Below are 15,882 nucleotides of genomic sequence, written 5' to 3' on the forward strand. Positions count from 1 at the left end.
CGCTGTTACTGGTAGCCTTTCGGGAATGGGTTCGGCTCGATCAAGCCGGATTCGAACACCACCTTGAACTGGCCATCCTTCTGCACCTGGCCGATGCGGGTCTTGCTCCACAGGTGATGGTTGTCATGCACCTTGACGTAGCCTTCCGGCGCAGTGGTCAGCTCGATGCCTGGGGAGGCAGCGGCCACCTTGTCGACATCGAAGCTGCCGGCTTTCTCGACCGCAGCCTTCCACAGCCATGGGCCGAGGTAGGCGGCCTGGGTCACGTCGCCGATCACCGAATCCTTGCCGAACTTGGCCTTGAAGGCTTCCACGAAGGCTTTGTTGTTCGGGTTGTCGAGGCTCTGGAAGTACTTCATCGAGGCGTAGAAGCCGTCCATGTTCTCGCCGCCAATGCCCAGCAGCTCATCCTCGGTGACCGACAGAGTCAGCAGGTTCTGTTTGGCGCTGGTGACGCCGGCGGCTTTCATCTGCTTGTAGAAGGCCACGTTGGAGCCACCGACCACAGCGGTAAAGACCACGTCAGGCTTCTTCAGCTTGACCTTGTTGATCAGCGAGCCGAACTGGGTGTTGCCCAGCGGGTAGTACTCCTCGCCCACCACCTTGCCGCCGAGCACGTTTTCGATGTGCTTGCGGGCGATCTTCATCGAGGTGCGCGGCCAGATGTAGTCCGAGCCGATCAGGTAGAAGGTCTTGGCGCCCTTCTCCTTGGCGATCCAGTCGAGGCCGGCGAGGATCTGCTGGGTGGCTTCCTGACCGGTGTAGATAACATTCTTCGACTGCTCCAGGCCTTCATAGAAGGTCGGGTAGTAGAGCAGGCCGTTTTCCTTCTCGAACACCGGCAGCACGGCTTTGCGTGAGGCCGAGGTCCAGCAACCGAATACCGCAGCGACCTTGTCGCCGACCAGCAGCTTCTTGGCTTTTTCGGCGAAGGTCGGCCAATCGGAGGCGCCGTCTTCCTGAATGATCTTGATCTGCCGGCCGAGGATGCCGCCGCTGGCGTTGATCTGTTCGATGGCCAGGCGCTCGGCCTGGATCGAACCGGTTTCGGAAATGGCCATGGTGCCGGTGGCCGAGTGCAGCTGACCGACCGTCACTTCGGTGTCGGTCACGGCCAGGCCGGTGGTGTTGACGTCGGCCAGGGCCATCTGGCTGAACACACTGGCCGCCAGCAGCGAGAGTGCCGCAGCACCCAACGCTAGCCGACGAGGGAGAAAGCGAGTCGGTGAATCCATGGTCATGCTCCTCTGGTGGTTTTCCTCCCTGGCTCGCCTTGCGGGTACCAGTTCGGTTCGCCACCAGCATGCGTTTGCCACCGATGCGGGCGGTATACGCAGCATGACGTAACGGCATACGTCATCTGACGTACTGCCGCGCGCCCCACGCTGGTGCAAGCTCACGCCCGTGCTGCAAGGCAGATAGAAGTTCGCGCGCGCAAGGACGGCGGTTGTAGACGCAGGGCATGGATGTTGCAAATTCAAACAAGCGTATTAGCCACGACTCAGGAGCGTCCTTGTGCAGCCGACTGGCACCCAGCGCATCGTCAAGATCCGCCGCGACTACAACAGCTGGGTCGCCGACGAGACCATGGAGGACTACGCCCTGCGTTTCACCCCCAAGTCGTTTCGTAAATGGTCGGAGCTGCGCATCGCCAACACCGCCCTGAGCGCGGTGTCGTTTCTCGCCCTGGAGGCCATCGGCGGCGCCCTGGCGCTGAGCTACGGCTTTACCAACACGCTGTGGGCGATCCTTGCGGTGAGCCTGGTGATCTTTCTCACCGGCCTGCCGATTAGCTACTACGCCGCGCGCTATGGCGTGGACATGGACCTGCTAACCCGTGGCGCCGGCTTCGGCTATATCGGCTCGACCATCACCTCACTGATCTACGCCAGCTTCACCTTCCTGTTCTTCGCCCTTGAGGCGGCGATCATGGCGCTGGCGCTGGAGTTGTACTTCAACATCCCGCTGGCGCTGGCCTATGTGATCTGCTCGGTGATCGTCATCCCGCTGGTGGCCTACGGCATCACCCTGATCAACCGCTTGCAGATGTGGACCCAGCCGCTGTGGCTGTTTCTGCTGTTCCTGCCCTACGTCTTCGTCATCGGCAAAAACCCCGAAGCGCTCAGTGACTGGACCAGCTTCGCCGGCCGCGAAGGCGAAGGCGGCGCGTTCAACCTGCTGTACTTCGGCGCCGCCTGCACCGTGGCCCTGGCGTTGGTCACGCAGATTGGTGAACAGGTCGACTACCTGCGCTTTCTGCCGGAAAAGACCCGGCGCAACCGCAAGCGCTGGTGGGCCGCGCTGCTGATGGCCGGGCCCGGCTGGATCATCCCCGGCGCGCTGAAAATGCTCGCAGGCGCCTTCCTGGCTTTTCTCGCTCTGCAACATGAAATCCCCATGGAGCGCGCCGCCGAACCGACGCAGATGTACCTGGTCGCGTTCAACTATGTGTTCAGCTCACCGGAGTGGGCGCTGGCAGCGATGGTGCTGTTCGTTATCGTCAGCCAGGTGAAGATCAATATGACCAACGCCTACGCCGGCTCCCTGGCCTGGTCGAACTTCTTTGCCCGCGTCACCCACAGCCATCCGGGGCGCGTGGTATGGCTGGTGTTCAATGTGGCCATCGCGCTGATGCTGATGGAGTTGGGGGTGTTCCAGGCCATTGAAGAAGTGCTTGGCCTGTACGCCAATATCGCTATCGCCTGGATCGGTGCGGTGGTCGCCGACCTGGTGATCAACAAGCCGCTGGGCCTGTCGCCCAAGCACATCGAGTTCAAGCGCGCGCACCTCTACGACATCAACCCGGTGGGTGTCGGCGCCATGCTGATCGCCTCCTTGCTGTCGATCCTGGCCCACGGCGGCTTGTTCGGCGCCTTTGCCCAGGCCGCCTCGCCGCTCGTTGCACTCGGCTCGGCCATGCTCTTCGCCCCGCTGATTGCCTGGCTGACCGGCGGGCGCTACTACCTGGCGCGCAGCAGCGACCCACTGCTGCTCTACCCGCTCGGCGTCACCACCACGGTGCAGTGCGGCCTGTGCAGTAACGCCTTTGAAAGCGAAGACATGGCCTTCTGCCCGGCCTACAGCACGCCGATCTGCTCGTTGTGCTGCTCACTCGATGCGCGCTGCGGTGATGCCTGCAAGCCGCGAGCGCGGCTGTCCGAGCAGCTCGATGACTTTATTCGCTGGCTGTTCCCGCGGGTGTCGATCCCGCGCCTGCACAGCCGCTTGGCGCAGTACCTCGGGTTACTGACGGTATTGGTGGCGCTGCTGTTCGGCGCTCTGGCACTGATCTACAGCCAGGTATCACAGGGCTTGGTGGCGCAATCAGCGGAGGCGCAGGACACCCTCTACCTGGCATTTCTCAAAGCCTTTCTGACCCTTTCGCTGTTTGCCGCGATTCTCGCGTGGTGGGTGGTGTTGACCCGCGAAAGCCGCCGGGTGGCCCAGGAGGAATCCGACCGCCAGACCCAGCTGCTGATGCAGGAAATAGAGGCCCACCGCAAGACCGACGAGGCCCTGCAGAAAGCCAAGGAAGCCAGCGAAGCCGCCAATGCGGCCAAGAGCCGCTACGTCACAGGCCTGTCCCATGAGCTGCGCACGCCGCTCAACAGCATCCTCGGCTATACGCAGATTCTGCAGCGCGATGCGGGCATGCCTGGGCAGCATCAAGACGCCCTGGCCACCATTTTTCGCAGTGGCTCGCACCTGCTGTCGCTGATTGACGGGTTGCTTGATGTGGCCAAGATCGAGGCCGGCAAGCTCAACCTGGAGCTGACGGAAATCCCCTTCCCCGAATTTATCCACCAGCTCGAACGCATGTTCACCCCGCAGGCTGAAGAGAAGGGCCTGCGCTTTCGCCTGGAAACCAGCGGGCGTATGCCGGCGGTGGTACGCGGTGACGAGAAGCGCGTGCGGCAGATCCTGATCAACTTGCTCGGCAACGCGGTGCGCTTTACCGACAGCGGCGAGGTTTGCCTGCGCGTCAGCTACCTGCGGGAAACCGCCAGCTTCGAGATCGTCGACACCGGTATCGGCATCGACCCCGAGCAGATTGAGCGGATCTTCCAACCGTTCGAACGCGGCGACCTGATGCGCCAGGACAACGGCGTCGGCCTCGGCCTGACCATCACGCGCATGCTCACCTCGCTGATGGGCGGCGAGCTGTCGGTGAAAAGTGTGCTGGGCCAGGGCACGAGCTTCCAGGTGCGCCTGTTCCTCTCCGAGGTGCGCGTGCCGCAGGCGGTGGTGCATGTAGAGCACGACATCATTGGTTATCAGGGTCCGCGCCGGCTGATTCTGGTGGTGGACGACCATATCGAACACCGCCGCGTGCTAGCCGGCATGCTCGAACCGCTGGGTTTCAACATCATCCAGGCCGCCAGCGGTCAGGAAGCGATTCGTCAGGCCGCCCTGCTGCACCCCGACCTGATTCTGATGGACCTGTCGATGCCGCAGATGGATGGCTGGGAAACAAGCCGGCTGATCCGCCGCAATGCCATGTCCCAAGCACCGATCATTGTGATCTCCGCCAACGCCTTCGCCGATGACCGCGAACGTAGCGTGGCCGCCGCGTGCAACGACTACCTGGCCAAACCGGTGCACACCCCGGAACTGCTTGAACGCATCCACAAGCAACTCGATCTGCAATGGCTGCGGCGCACCGCGCCATTGCCAACGCCACCGCTCGCAACCCGCGTGCTACCAAGCAGCAATGACCTAGACGCACTGCGCGAGCTCGGCGCCATGGGCTATATCCGCGGCATTCTGGAGAAACTCGACGCCATTGATCGGCTGACACCCGCCAGCACCAGTTTCACCACGCCCCTGCGCGCCCTGGTGAAAAACTATCGCCTGGACGAATTCAACCGCCAACTCAAGGAGGCCGAGCATGAACGCGCTGACCCATCCATCTGAGCAGCACAGCCGCGCCGCCGAGCGCGGGGTGATCCTGATCGTCGATGACACCCCGGACAACCTGGCGCTGCTTTCTGACGCCCTCGATGAAGAGGGCTACATGGTGCTGGTGGCGCTGGATGGCCTGAGCGCGCTGAGCCGCATCCAGCGCCGGCGTCCCGACCTGATTCTGCTCGACGCGATGATGCCGGGGCTGGACGGCTTCGAGACCTGCCAGCGGATCAAGGCCGATCCGGCCACTGCCGACATTCCAGTGCTGTTTATGACCGCCCTGACCGACAGCGAGCATGTGGTCAAAGGCTTCGAGGCTGGCGGTATCGACTATGTGACCAAGCCGATCAACACTGAGGAAGTCCTCGCCCGCGTGGCCTCGCACCTGCGCACCGCGCGCATCCTGCAAACGGCGCGTGCCGCCAGCCAGGCGCAACCGCTGACGCTGAACGACGAACCGGCCTATGCCACCCTCTCGGCGCGCTTCCAGCTCACCGAGCGCGAAGTGGAAGTGCTGCGCTGGGTAGCCTGCGGCAAGACCAACCGCGACATCGGCGACATCCTCGGCCTCAGCCCGCGCACGGTGAACAAACACCTGGAGCACGTGTACGTGAAGCTCGGCGTGGAAACTCGCACAGCCGCCACCTCGGTGGCCCTCTCCGCCATGGCCGAACGCGCCTGAACCACGCTGACGGCCAGGCATAAAAAAACCCGCCAAGGTGGCGGGTTTTGCTGGGCAGTGGCGAATCAGACGCGGAATGCACCGATTAACTGTTTGAGACGCGCCACAAGCCCGGACAGCTCGCGGCTGGCCTGTTCAGTTTGGCTGGCGCCCTCGGCAGTACGCTCACCGGCCTGGCTTATCTCGACAATGTTCTGGTCGATATCCTGCGCCACGGCGGTCTGCTCTTCGGCAGCGGTGGCGATCTGCTGGTTTTGGTCGACGATCATGCCCACAGCACCGAGGATATTCTCCAGCGCCTGCTGCACTTTGCCCGACTCATTGACGGTGGTATCAGCCATCTTGTGGCTCGCACTCATGGCCTTGACCGCAGCACCAACGCCACTTTGCAGTTTGGCGATCATCGACTCGATTTCTTCGGTGGACTGCTGCGTACGCTTGGCCAGGTTACGCACCTCATCCGCCACCACAGCAAAGCCGCGACCTTGTTCACCCGCTCGCGCTGCCTCGATGGCCGCGTTGAGCGCCAGCAAGTTGGTTTGCTCGGCAATGCCTTTGATCACATCCAACACTTGGCTGATCGACGCACTGTCGCTGGCCAACTTATTGATCACGCCCACGGATTGATCGATTTCACCCGCCAACCGCTGGATGCTGCCGACTTGCGACTCGACCAGCGCTCGCCCGCTGACCGTTTCATCGTTGACGCTCTGGGCGCTGCCCACTGCAGCAGCAGCACTGTGCGCCACTTCCTGAGCAGTGGCCGACATCTCATTCATCGCAGTGGCGATCAGATCAATCTGGCCGCGCTGGCCAGCTACCGCCTGGTTACTTTCACCGGAGACCTGCTGCACGCGGTCCGCCTGACGTTCAACCTCAACCACGGTCTGGCCGACACGCTCGATCAGCTGATGGATCTTGCTGACCGTCTCATTAAACACCTGGCCCAGCTCGCCCAGCTCATCCTGGCTCTGCGCCTTGAAGCTGACAGTCATATCGCCAGCGGCCACCTGGTTCATCACCTGACCGAGCTTTTTCAGCGTGGTGCGGATCGACACATAAAAACCGCTGTACAGGTAAACGATCAGCAGAAATACCACCAATAGGGCCGCGACCAGCAACACCATGTGCGTACGGTTTTCTTCCAGACGGACTTGCAGCTGTTTATCGAGGAACGCCAGCACCGCATGATTGAGCTGGTAGGTTTGATCCATGGCACCGCTGACATCGGCATAGAACTGCGCCCATGGTGTGTCCAGCGAATCGGCAATCACCACCTTGTCTTCAAACAACACTGCGGTGGTTTTCAGGGTTTCCAGGCTGCTGGCGGCTTGGCTTGCGAGTTCGGTGCGAGCCTGCGCGCTGCTGTTAAGTGAAGCTTGCAGGTTCAAGCCGTACTCGGCATGCAGCTTTTCCAGCTCCAGCAACAGCTCGTCAAACGTGGTGCTTGCAGAGGAATTGAGAAAGCCTTGAGCCAGGGAATAAGCACCGACCGCGCGCCCTTCGCTCAGCACCGCCGTAACCTTGGGCGTGTCCACGGACACCAGCTCAATCATCTGCCGCACAGAACCCTGGCGATCCTGGCTCAAGCCGGCTTGGGCGGCGACCAACTTGATAAATACCTGGGAGCTGCCCAGCAGTTTTTCAGCAAGGGCAATTTTGCCCTGCAGCGACGTCTCGGCCTGCACAGCGCCTAACTCGGCAATCAACTGATCACGCTTGTTGTTGAATTCCTCAATCTGCTCAGGCTCGCGTACCACCGCCGCCATGCCCTGCAACGCCTCACCGATGCTGCCTTGCAGCTTGACCAGCCGCGCTTCAAGATCACCCGCTTGGCCCGACTGACCGATCATTGCGTTGATTTCGGTGAGGTCGACGAAGTCCTCAAGATTACGCCGCAACGTCAGGCTCTCATCGAGCAGATCAATGCTCTCGAGCGCCGCCTGGGTACTGACGAACTGCATATAAGAGTCGCGCACCAAATAGAAGTTGGTGACCAGCATGGGCAGAAAGAACAGAACACTGATCAGACTGAACTTCATGCCGAAGCTGAGGCGATTCATTAGCGCGATGGCCGGATACAACACGGTCTTCACAGGACGTCTCCAGTTCTAATTATTGTCGTGTAAGGTTACAAAACAGTCGTTCAGCGTCTCAAACGGCGGCTTGTATGTCCCTTGCTGCTCGACCTGTGGCATTTGCATCAACCGGGTAAATACAGGCAGATTAATGTGATCAATGTCACAAAATAACGACCGAGCAGGGCGTCATGTATACCTCTTATCGACCCCAACCTCTGTAACTTAAGGTTAATGATGCGCAAACAACTGAAGCTCGGTATTGATCTGGGTGGCAGCAAAGTCGAAATAGTCGCCCTGCACAATGGCCAGCAAGTCTTGCGCCGCCGCGCCCCAACCCCCCAAGGCGATTACCTTAAAACCCTAGGCCTGATTGCCAGCTTAGTTGAAGATTGCGAACGCGAACTGGGCATCCAAGGCAGCATCGGCGTTGGCATCCCAGGGACGCGCTCGCCCGACCATGGGCGGATCAAGAATGCCAACTCGCAGTGTCTGATCGGCCAAGATCTGCAAGCCGACCTGGAGCAGCGCCTCCAGCGCCCAGTGCGCCTGGCCAATGACGCCGACTGCTTTGCCCTTTCAGAAGCCTGCGATGGCGCAGGCGAAGGTGCCATAAGTGTTTTCGGGGTAATTCTTGGAACCGGCGTTGGCGGCGGACTGGTCGTGCGCCAGCAACTGCTCAGCGGCCCGAATGCCATCGCCGGCGAATGGGGACACAACCCCTTGCCTTGGCGACGTGATGAGGATGGCCCAAGCCGCCGCTGTTATTGCGGCCAGGATGACTGCATTGAAACCTTTCTCAGCGGTCCAGGCTGGGCAGCACGCAGCGGCCTTGGCCTGGAAGCAGGTGAGCTGGTTCGTGCGGCAGGCGCCGGCCAGGCTGATGCGCAAGAAGCCGTTACACGCTACTACGACCAGTTGGCACGCGGCCTGGCAGCGGTGATCAACCTGTTGGACCCGCATGTGATTGTGCTCGGCGGCGGGCTGTCCAACAACACGGCGCTCTACTCCCAGGTGATGCCTCTGTTGCCGCGCTATGTGTTTTCCGATCAGGTCAACACACGCCTGCTACAGGCCCGCCACGGCGACTCAAGCGGTGTGCGTGGCGCCGCCTGGTTGTGGAACGAATAGCCTGCTTTAAATAAGCAGGGTCCACACAGCGAACACCGAGTACCAGAACACCGCCGCACGCACCAGCAGCTGCCACAGCCCATCAAGAGTGCTGACACCAGCCTCGCCAATCACCGGCTCCGGCGTTTCGCCAGCAGCCCGCGCCGTGATGATGACCAATTGTGCGGCGCTGATATCCCAGCTGAGCAGCTCATGCAGCAAGGTGCGGCTGACGCCGGCGAAGTTGCCGACCATAGCAAAGCTGGCGGCCAGCACACGCACCGGCAACCAGTCCAAGCCGTGGCGTACCTGCACTGCTGCCTCACGCAAGGCTGGCAGCGTGGCATGTTCACTGACCAGGGCGACCAGCCGATATGCCAGCGCCGCCAAAGGCCCCAGCAACGCATACCAGAAGATCACCGCAAAGAAACTCTGGTAGGCCTGCCACACCAGATGCCCCTGTACGCGCTGCAGCAACTCGCCCTCTTCCTCCGCTTCCAAGGCCAGATCGCGCCGCGCTACCAGGTACGCGGCCTCAGCATCCTCACGGCGCCAGCTGTCGCGAAACGGCCCTAATGCCGCCAACAAATCACCACGCCCCAAGCTGTAAATCACCACCAACAGATGCACCGGCAACGCCAGCCAACCATAAGCCACTGGTTCTAGTATCAGCAGAATCAAGCCCAGCAGGAACAACGGCAACAGCACCAGCACGGCCAACACCAGCCAAGGCCGCTCAGCCCACTGCGGCTTGCTCTCAGTTGCAGCCAGCAAACGCAACCATGGGCTATCGTGTTGAATGGGCTTTCGCCAGGACGAAAACTTCTCGACCCACAGCACTAGCAGTAGCACCAGAAAATTCATGTCAGCTCCTTGTCTTGCTGCAATGCCATGCGCACGCGTTGCCAGTCGAATGCCGGGCCGGGGTCGGTCTTGCGGCCTGGCGCGATATCGCTATGGCCACAAATGCGTTCCAGGGTGATCGCCGGGTAAGCCGCCTGCAGCTGCCGGGTCAGCTCAATCAGCGCAGCATACTGCGCGGCCGTAAACGGCAGATCATCGGTGCCCTCAAGCTCAATGCCTAAGGAAAAATCATTACAGTTTTCCCGTTCGGCAAACAGCGACACCCCGGCATGCCAGGCGCGCTCGTTACAGGAAACGAATTGCGTAACAGCACCATCACGCTCGATAAAGAAATGTGCGGACACCTGCAGGCTGGCAATGCTGGCGAAATAGGGATGTTCATCGGCGTCTAGGCGATTCTGAAAAAACGCCTGCACCTTGCCCGTACCAAACTGACCAGGCGGCAAGCTGATGTTATGAATCACCAAGAGGGAGACTTCGCCCAGCGGTCGCTGATTGAAGTTCGGCGATGGACAGTGCTGGATGCCATCGCACCAGCCACTGGAAGGGTCCAGCTGCATGAAAGACTCCTTGAACGAGCCACCACTCTAGTGCAGCACCGGCTCAAGGCCAAGGGTGAATGCCCAAGCAGCGCGCCGATACAAAAACGCCGCCTGGGCTAAGCCCTGGCGGCGTTGTCGTAACGCATCAATATGAGTCGATTAAGCGCCTTTGAGCTTACGCAGGTTGCCAATTACCGACTCCAACGCTCGATCAAACAGCAATGCATCATCTAGCAAGCGAATCGCGTTGCGGCGGAACTCCACAGCCAGCCCCATACGGGTTTTTTCCAGCACCTTCATACCGGTACGGTTGACGAAGATGTATTTACCGGTCGGCTTTATCACCGCTGCCAGCTTGCAACGCAGCTTGTGCTCTTCATCTTCCTGAAACTCGACCCAGCTGCCGACCCGCAGATTATCGACCTGCAGCAGCGACTCATCGTCGTCCGGCAGGCTGGCTTCCGGCTCAGCGGCACGCAGCTCGCCAGGCGCCAGCAGAATGATCTCTTCCACCACCTCGACCATGGCCGGTTCTTCAACCACTTCCGCGGCAGGAAGCTCCAACAATTGCAACTCGATACCGGCCTCAGCCAAAGCAGCACGCTGCTCTTCGTCGATTTCAGCCAGCGCGGGGGCATCATCCTGCGGATGCTCTTCCGGCAGGCTGCGCTTGAAGCGTTGGAAAGCCTGCACATGCAAGGCTTCCAGCTGACTGAAGAATTCACCGGTGGAGAATGGATCAAAGGCCGCGCTGGCCATGCCCTCACGCAGTGCCTTGAGCAGCCCCGGCACCATCTCCAGCAAACGCATACGCGCTTCCGGCTCTTCGTGCAGCTCAACACTCCAGACCAGATCATCCATGGTCGCCAACGCGGCCTGCCATTCTGCCGACTCAACGCCATGCTTCAGGCAGGTCAGCATCAACACCTTGCTCCAGGCTTCCTGCAACAGACGCACCACTACTTCTGGAAGAGTCTTGCCGAGCAGCCGCTCATTCAGTGCTTGTTCGACCTCACGCCGCGCCATTGCAGCCTTTGCGCTACCTTCTTCGGCATCACGGGTACGCTGCTCGAGCAGCTCGCTACGGCGGCGCTCGTCTCCGGTAAACGCCAGGAACTCGGCCAATAGCTCGGAGAAAATCACCGGATCATCAACAAAATCATTGAGCAGGCGTTGCACCACCTGCTCGATCTTTTGATACAGGCTGTCGCGCTGCGCATCGTCCTGCTCACCCCAACCGAGGGCAGCAGAGGCAATTTCATTGAGTAGGCGGCGGGCCGGATGACTACCACGGCTGAAGAAGGTCTTGTCGATCACCGCCACTTTCAGCATCGGGATCTGCAAGCGGCCAATCAATGCCTTGAGTGAGTCCGGCAAGGTACGGTCATCGAGGATAAATTCGAAGAGCATCGACACCAGGTTGATAACGTCTTCATCGACCTCACCGACCACCCGCGCCTTGCCCGCCTTGGCGCTGGCACGGGTGAGCAAACCTTCCAACTGCTCACGCAGATCAAAATCGTCACTGACCTGTGCAGGGGCACGCTGCTGCATATGCGAGAGCAGGCGCATCAGGTCATTGCTGGAAATCGGCATGGCATCGGCCGGGCGATTGCGCCGTGGAATCGCCGAGCCACGCGCCTGGGAAAGCAGCTCCTGCAGTGCGCCAAACACTTCTTGCACGCCTTCATCAGCAAACTCAGCTGAGAGTTCCGACGATGCATCCTGACGAACAGCGCCTGCCGGTGCACTGGCGCGCGAAGGATTACGCCGCGCAGGGGCGGATTTAAGCTCAGGCAATACGCCAGCCGCGATCAAGGCCTGGTTAGCCTCCGCATACAACTGATCAAGGTCGCTGAGTACGTACTTCTCGAACAACTTGAGAATGATCAGCTTGACCCGGATCTCGACGCCCAGGCTGCTGCAGGCATCAAGAAAGAATTCGCAAAGGCTGGCTGGACCGATGGGGTTACTCTTGTCATCCAGTTTTTTGCTGACCATGGCGTTGAAGCGCGTGGTCAGATGGCTGAGCGCAGCGCCGTCGCGGCTGACAACTTTAGCCACCATCGAATCCAGAGCAACTGACTCTTCCAACGCGTCGTTCTGCACCAAAGACAGGGTATCGAACGACACCGCATCCAAAGGCGCAGGCTTGCCAATTTCATATTGATTCAGGGTGGCAAAGGCCTCGAAGACCTTTTGCAGAAAGCCGCGCTCGATATTTTTGCGTTTTAAGCGCAGATCGCGCATCGCCTCGAAGAAAGCATTCTGCTCAGCATTGCTGGTGGCACGATCCGCCATCTCGAACAACGTATCGTCCGCATTGTCGAACAGCGCCTGCAACGCCGCCTTCAGCTGTTGGGCCGCTTTGTCACGCACATTTGTCAGCGCCACAGGCAGTCTTCCTACCGGCGAGGTGGGCGATTGCTCAGAGGCCACCTTGCTCAGGTGAACCACGTTCGCATCAGTCTTCATTGCGAGTCTCCTGCAGACTGCCCCTCTTGGGCGAACCGACCTGCACAGCGATCAACTGAGCGTCATCCGTAACGTCAAAGGCCTGGCGTCAACAATTCTAAAAAGTAAAGCCATTATAGGGATGCGCGCGCGCATACCAAGCTGACTTTTCCTCCAGACATGACCCGCGTCACAGATGCAGCGCCACAGCTTCCCAACGGTTACCTGCACACGACCAAAGCAACACGCTATACGTAACGGCCATACGCAGTTAACGAAGAACCTCCATCAGCATAGCCCCACAGCCGCCAGAGAACAGCCGCAAACACTGCGCAAACAGCCATCAATCCCTATAATCGGCGCATTCTGCTGACTGGAGCCCATCATGCCTAACCTTATCCTCGCCGACCTCGCCAACGAAATCGAGGCCAATGTGCTCCGCGCACTGGCAGAGGATATCGGCAGTGGCGACATCACCGCACAGCTGATCCCCGCCGAACGCCTGGCGCATGCAAAAGTCATCACCCGCGAATCCGCAGTAATCTGCGGCACCGCCTGGGTCGATGCGGTATTTCGCCAACTCGACCCACGGGTCGCTGTGCACTGGCATATCCAGGACGGCCAACGCGCCGAGCCCAACCAGGTACTATTTGAACTGGAAGGCCCCGCCCGCGCCCTACTTAGCGGCGAGCGCAGCGCCCTGAACTTTCTGCAAACCCTCTCCGCTGTCGCCACCCGCTGCCAGCACTATGCAGACCTAGTGCAAGGCACCGCCGTCAAACTGCTCGACACCCGCAAAACCCTACCGGGCCTGCGCCTCGCGCAGAAATACGCAGTAACTCAAGGCGGCTGCCACAACCATCGCATTGGCCTATATGACGCCTTCCTTATTAAGGAAAACCATATCGCCGCCTGCGGCGGCATCGCCCAAGCCGTAACCGCCGCCCACAAAATTGCCCCAGGCAAGCCGGTGGAAGTTGAAGTGGAGAGTTTAGAAGAGCTGCGCCAGGCATTAGATGCCGGGGCTGACATCATCATGCTTGATGAACTGAGCCTTGATGAAATGCGCGCAGCTGTAGCTCTCACCCGAGGTCAAGCTAAGCTTGAGGCCTCGGGGGGGGTAAACGAAAGCACCTTGCGTGCGATCGCCGAAACTGGCGTGAATTATATTTCAATTGGCACTTTGACTAAGGATGTGGAGGCGGTGGATTTGTCGATGCGGCTGAGCCTGTAAATATGACCACCCGCACTCAACCGCAGCCGAACGGCTATTAATTACAGGGATAGAGCGACTCCCGCAGCCAGGATTTAGTTAATACTCAGGCCGCATACAAGCGGCCCCACAACAGTGCCTGGAAGAAACAAGCAAATTAAAGCTCAAAATTCGTTAAACCCAAACGCACCGCAGCTAACTGCGGATACTCAGCTTCTTTCCGCTGAAACTCCTGCAGCGCCTGAAGATAAACCCTTTCTCCGAACTGAGCACGAATCACCCTCAACTGCTCACAAGCATCACTAGGGCGATCATTAATACCAAGTGCGAAGGCATAACGAAACAGGCTAAGCGCCCCCGGATACCTGTAAGAAACTTTACGCATAGCGTCGAGCTGGGGGCCCGACATACCGGCGGCGGGCCACTCACGAACAAGACGAATATATTCACGAGGCTGACTCAATAGAACAACATTCGGAACATTTCCTGCGACCGCCCCAACAACCCCCGCCTCCTCTAAACGACTAACACGATAAAAATCATCAATTATTCGATACTCTTTCCAGTACCAACCGAGCAAACCAACTGAAAACACCAGCACGCCACCGCACAACCAAACAGGCACATTTAGTTCATATGCCGCACACCTCTCAGCAGCAGCCAACCCAAGAAGAAGCCCTAAAGGCAGCAAGAAAAAGGCATATGCCAACGGGTACTCGAGCATGGCATGCACCAAAACAAAACCGGAAGCAACCAATGCAAACAAACTTTCAGGGGAGACAGCCTTCCACACAATTCTCCACAACCAAACAGCAACACAAAAAATCATTACTCCACCCAGAAATGGGCCATTCCACAACAAAAGATCTAACAATATATTATGACTATAGAGCGTCATTAATCGAGGAACTGGATATTCCAGCGCAACACTTATCTGGGCGACACCAACCTGTCCCCAACCATACCCCCAAAGAGGCCCCTGCAAAACAGCCTGCCAAAGCTGCCACCATATATCCAAGCGCGCAGATGACCCTGTTCGCGCCAACGGATCACTCTCTGCTAGTAGCAGAGCATTAGCAATATTCGGCAATACCAGCAAACACAGCACATAAAAGCCCAACCACCCCATCAAAGTGGCGAGAGAGAGACGCCGCCCCCCTCCATAAGCCTTCCAACCCCAAAAAACCAGTACTGCAATAGAAGCAACCCAAGGGGTCCTTGACATTGTCAGCGCCACACCAAATAAAAGACAAACCGCCAGCAACCCCGCCGTAAAGCGCCCCAAGATATAGCGCTCGTACGCATATAAAACACCCGCCAACCCCATACACAATAGAGTGGCGAGGCTATTCGGCTGAGCAAGATTGGCATATGGCCGCCCACCACGAGGCAAGTCGATTACCCAGAAAGAACCAGGGGAAAATAACAGCCACTGGCGCAGAGCAACCCACAGGGATAAGACCGCCCCCACTATCAGTGTTGCGGCCAATAACCGAGTAAAAAACAAACGGCTCTCTTGCTGCAAACCCAGGCTATAGCCAACCATTAACATCAGCGCAAAACCCATTATAAATATCGAAATAATCCAGGCATCGCTCGAAAAAAATACCACCCCAGCCCACCACTGCAGCAACGGAACACTGGCCAGTAGAAAAAAACCTACAACAGCAGGCGTAACCTTTATTTGGCGCAACAACACGACAACTGACAGCAGCATGAGGCCTGCAAAGAAGCTTGCAAACTCTTGGTAAGCCGATGTCCATGGCGGATTATGACTTGGCATAAGCCAAGCAAAAACAAAGGCACCACACGCCAGCAGCATCAACCCCTGATATCGAACTTGTGAACTCACTAATCACTCCAGCACAATAACTAAAAACACCAAAACCCACCCACACCCCGACGGATCAAAACACAAAACATACTAAAAACAAAAATACAAAACACGCGCCAATAAAAATTAACCCACAAACACTGTAAATATCAGCTTTTTTAAACTTAATAAAACGCCCCGGATAACCGAGGCGTTTTGGG

10 protein-coding genes and 1 pseudogene are annotated in these 15,882 nt (G+C 58.7%); 4 read left to right on the forward strand and 7 right to left on the reverse strand.

Going from position 1 to position 15,882, the window contains the following annotated elements:
- Positions 1-5 precede the first annotated feature (5 nt).
- Entirely contained in the window at positions 6-1,235 is a 1,230-nt protein-coding gene (gene urtA, locus ALTER154_RS05130) for an urea ABC transporter substrate-binding protein (protein WP_167354429.1), read from the reverse strand.
- 280 nt (positions 1,236-1,515) lie between these two features.
- Here urtA and ALTER154_RS05135 point away from each other — a divergent pair, with 280 nt between their 5' ends.
- Together ALTER154_RS05135 and ALTER154_RS05140 are read left to right on the forward strand one after the other, a co-directional pair.
- Positions 1,516-4,914, forward strand: coding sequence for an ATP-binding protein (locus tag ALTER154_RS05135; protein ID WP_160085518.1), 3,399 nt, complete (start codon positions 1,516-1,518; stop codon positions 4,912-4,914).
- Positions 4,889-5,587: a response regulator gene (locus ALTER154_RS05140; RefSeq protein WP_160085519.1), complete on the forward strand. Its 699-nt coding sequence runs from the start codon at positions 4,889-4,891 to the stop codon at positions 5,585-5,587. Before ALTER154_RS05135 ends, ALTER154_RS05140 begins: the two co-directional genes overlap by 26 nt.
- 65 nt (positions 5,588-5,652) lie before the next feature.
- Here ALTER154_RS05140 and ALTER154_RS21180 read toward each other — a convergent pair whose 3' ends face one another.
- Positions 5,653-6,366, reverse strand: a complete 714-nt coding sequence (locus ALTER154_RS21180) for a methyl-accepting chemotaxis protein (RefSeq protein ID WP_372239942.1) — start codon at positions 6,364-6,366, stop codon at positions 5,653-5,655.
- A gap of 144 nt (positions 6,367-6,510) precedes the next feature.
- Positions 6,511-7,650: pseudogene (locus ALTER154_RS21185) on the reverse strand (HAMP domain-containing protein); the annotation flags it as partial.
- A 252-nt stretch (positions 7,651-7,902) separates the two neighbouring features.
- Between ALTER154_RS21185 and ALTER154_RS05150 the strand changes: the two are divergent.
- Positions 7,903-8,796, forward strand: coding sequence for an ROK family protein (locus ALTER154_RS05150; RefSeq protein ID WP_160085521.1), 894 nt, complete (start codon positions 7,903-7,905; stop codon positions 8,794-8,796).
- A 6-nt stretch (positions 8,797-8,802) separates the two neighbouring features.
- Here the strand turns inward: ALTER154_RS05150 and ampE are convergent, their stop codons facing one another.
- The 3 genes from ampE to ALTER154_RS05165 all read right to left on the reverse strand — a co-directional run bounded on the left by ampE (position 8,803) and on the right by ALTER154_RS05165 (position 12,656).
- Complete coding sequence (gene ampE, locus ALTER154_RS05155; RefSeq protein WP_160085522.1) at positions 8,803-9,639, reverse strand: regulatory signaling modulator protein AmpE; 837 nt, start codon at positions 9,637-9,639, stop codon at positions 8,803-8,805.
- Positions 9,636-10,199 (reverse strand): 1,6-anhydro-N-acetylmuramyl-L-alanine amidase AmpD, encoded by a 564-nt coding sequence (ampD, locus tag ALTER154_RS05160; RefSeq protein WP_090249285.1) that lies wholly within the window; start codon positions 10,197-10,199, stop codon positions 9,636-9,638. Before ampD ends, ampE begins: the two co-directional genes overlap by 4 nt.
- Before the next feature lie 141 nt (positions 10,200-10,340).
- Positions 10,341-12,656: a DUF1631 domain-containing protein gene (locus tag ALTER154_RS05165; RefSeq protein WP_160085523.1), complete on the reverse strand. Its 2,316-nt coding sequence runs from the start codon at positions 12,654-12,656 to the stop codon at positions 10,341-10,343.
- A gap of 364 nt (positions 12,657-13,020) precedes the next feature.
- Between ALTER154_RS05165 and nadC the strand changes: the two genes are divergently transcribed.
- On the forward strand, positions 13,021-13,869 hold the full coding sequence (gene nadC / locus ALTER154_RS05170; protein ID WP_160085524.1) for a carboxylating nicotinate-nucleotide diphosphorylase: 849 nt from the start codon (positions 13,021-13,023) through the stop codon (positions 13,867-13,869).
- Between the two features lie 136 nt (positions 13,870-14,005).
- Here nadC and ALTER154_RS05175 read toward each other — a convergent pair whose 3' ends face one another.
- The gene (locus ALTER154_RS05175; protein ID WP_160085525.1) at positions 14,006-15,700 is read right to left on the reverse strand and encodes a PglL family O-oligosaccharyltransferase; all 1,695 of its coding nucleotides are present in this window, start codon (positions 15,698-15,700) and stop codon (positions 14,006-14,008) included.
- Between the last annotated feature and the right edge of the window lie 182 nt (positions 15,701-15,882).

The sequence above is a fragment of the Pseudomonas sp. 9AZ genome, assembly GCF_902506525.1.
GTDB lineage: Bacteria > Pseudomonadota > Gammaproteobacteria > Pseudomonadales > Pseudomonadaceae > Aquipseudomonas > Aquipseudomonas peli.

What these genes read in the sequence shown, in the direction of transcription:
- ALTER154_RS21180 (WP_372239942.1), bottom strand. Translation starts at nt 6,366, where the DNA reads ATGAATGAGATGTCGGCCACTGCTCAGGAAGTGGCGCACAGTGCTGCT.
- urtA (WP_167354429.1), bottom strand. Translation starts at nt 1,235, where the DNA reads ATGGATTCACCGACTCGCTTTCTCCCTCGTCGGCTAGCGTTGGGTGCT.
- ALTER154_RS05150 (WP_160085521.1), top strand. Translation starts at nt 7,903, where the DNA reads ATGCGCAAACAACTGAAGCTCGGTATTGATCTGGGTGGCAGCAAAGTC.
- ALTER154_RS05165 (WP_160085523.1), bottom strand. Translation starts at nt 12,656, where the DNA reads ATGAAGACTGATGCGAACGTGGTTCACCTGAGCAAGGTGGCCTCTGAG.
- ALTER154_RS05140 (WP_160085519.1), top strand. Translation starts at nt 4,889, where the DNA reads ATGAACGCGCTGACCCATCCATCTGAGCAGCACAGCCGCGCCGCCGAG.
- ampD (WP_090249285.1), bottom strand. Translation starts at nt 10,199, where the DNA reads ATGCAGCTGGACCCTTCCAGTGGCTGGTGCGATGGCATCCAGCACTGT.
- nadC (WP_160085524.1), top strand. Translation starts at nt 13,021, where the DNA reads ATGCCTAACCTTATCCTCGCCGACCTCGCCAACGAAATCGAGGCCAAT.
- ampE (WP_160085522.1), bottom strand. Translation starts at nt 9,639, where the DNA reads ATGAATTTTCTGGTGCTACTGCTAGTGCTGTGGGTCGAGAAGTTTTCG.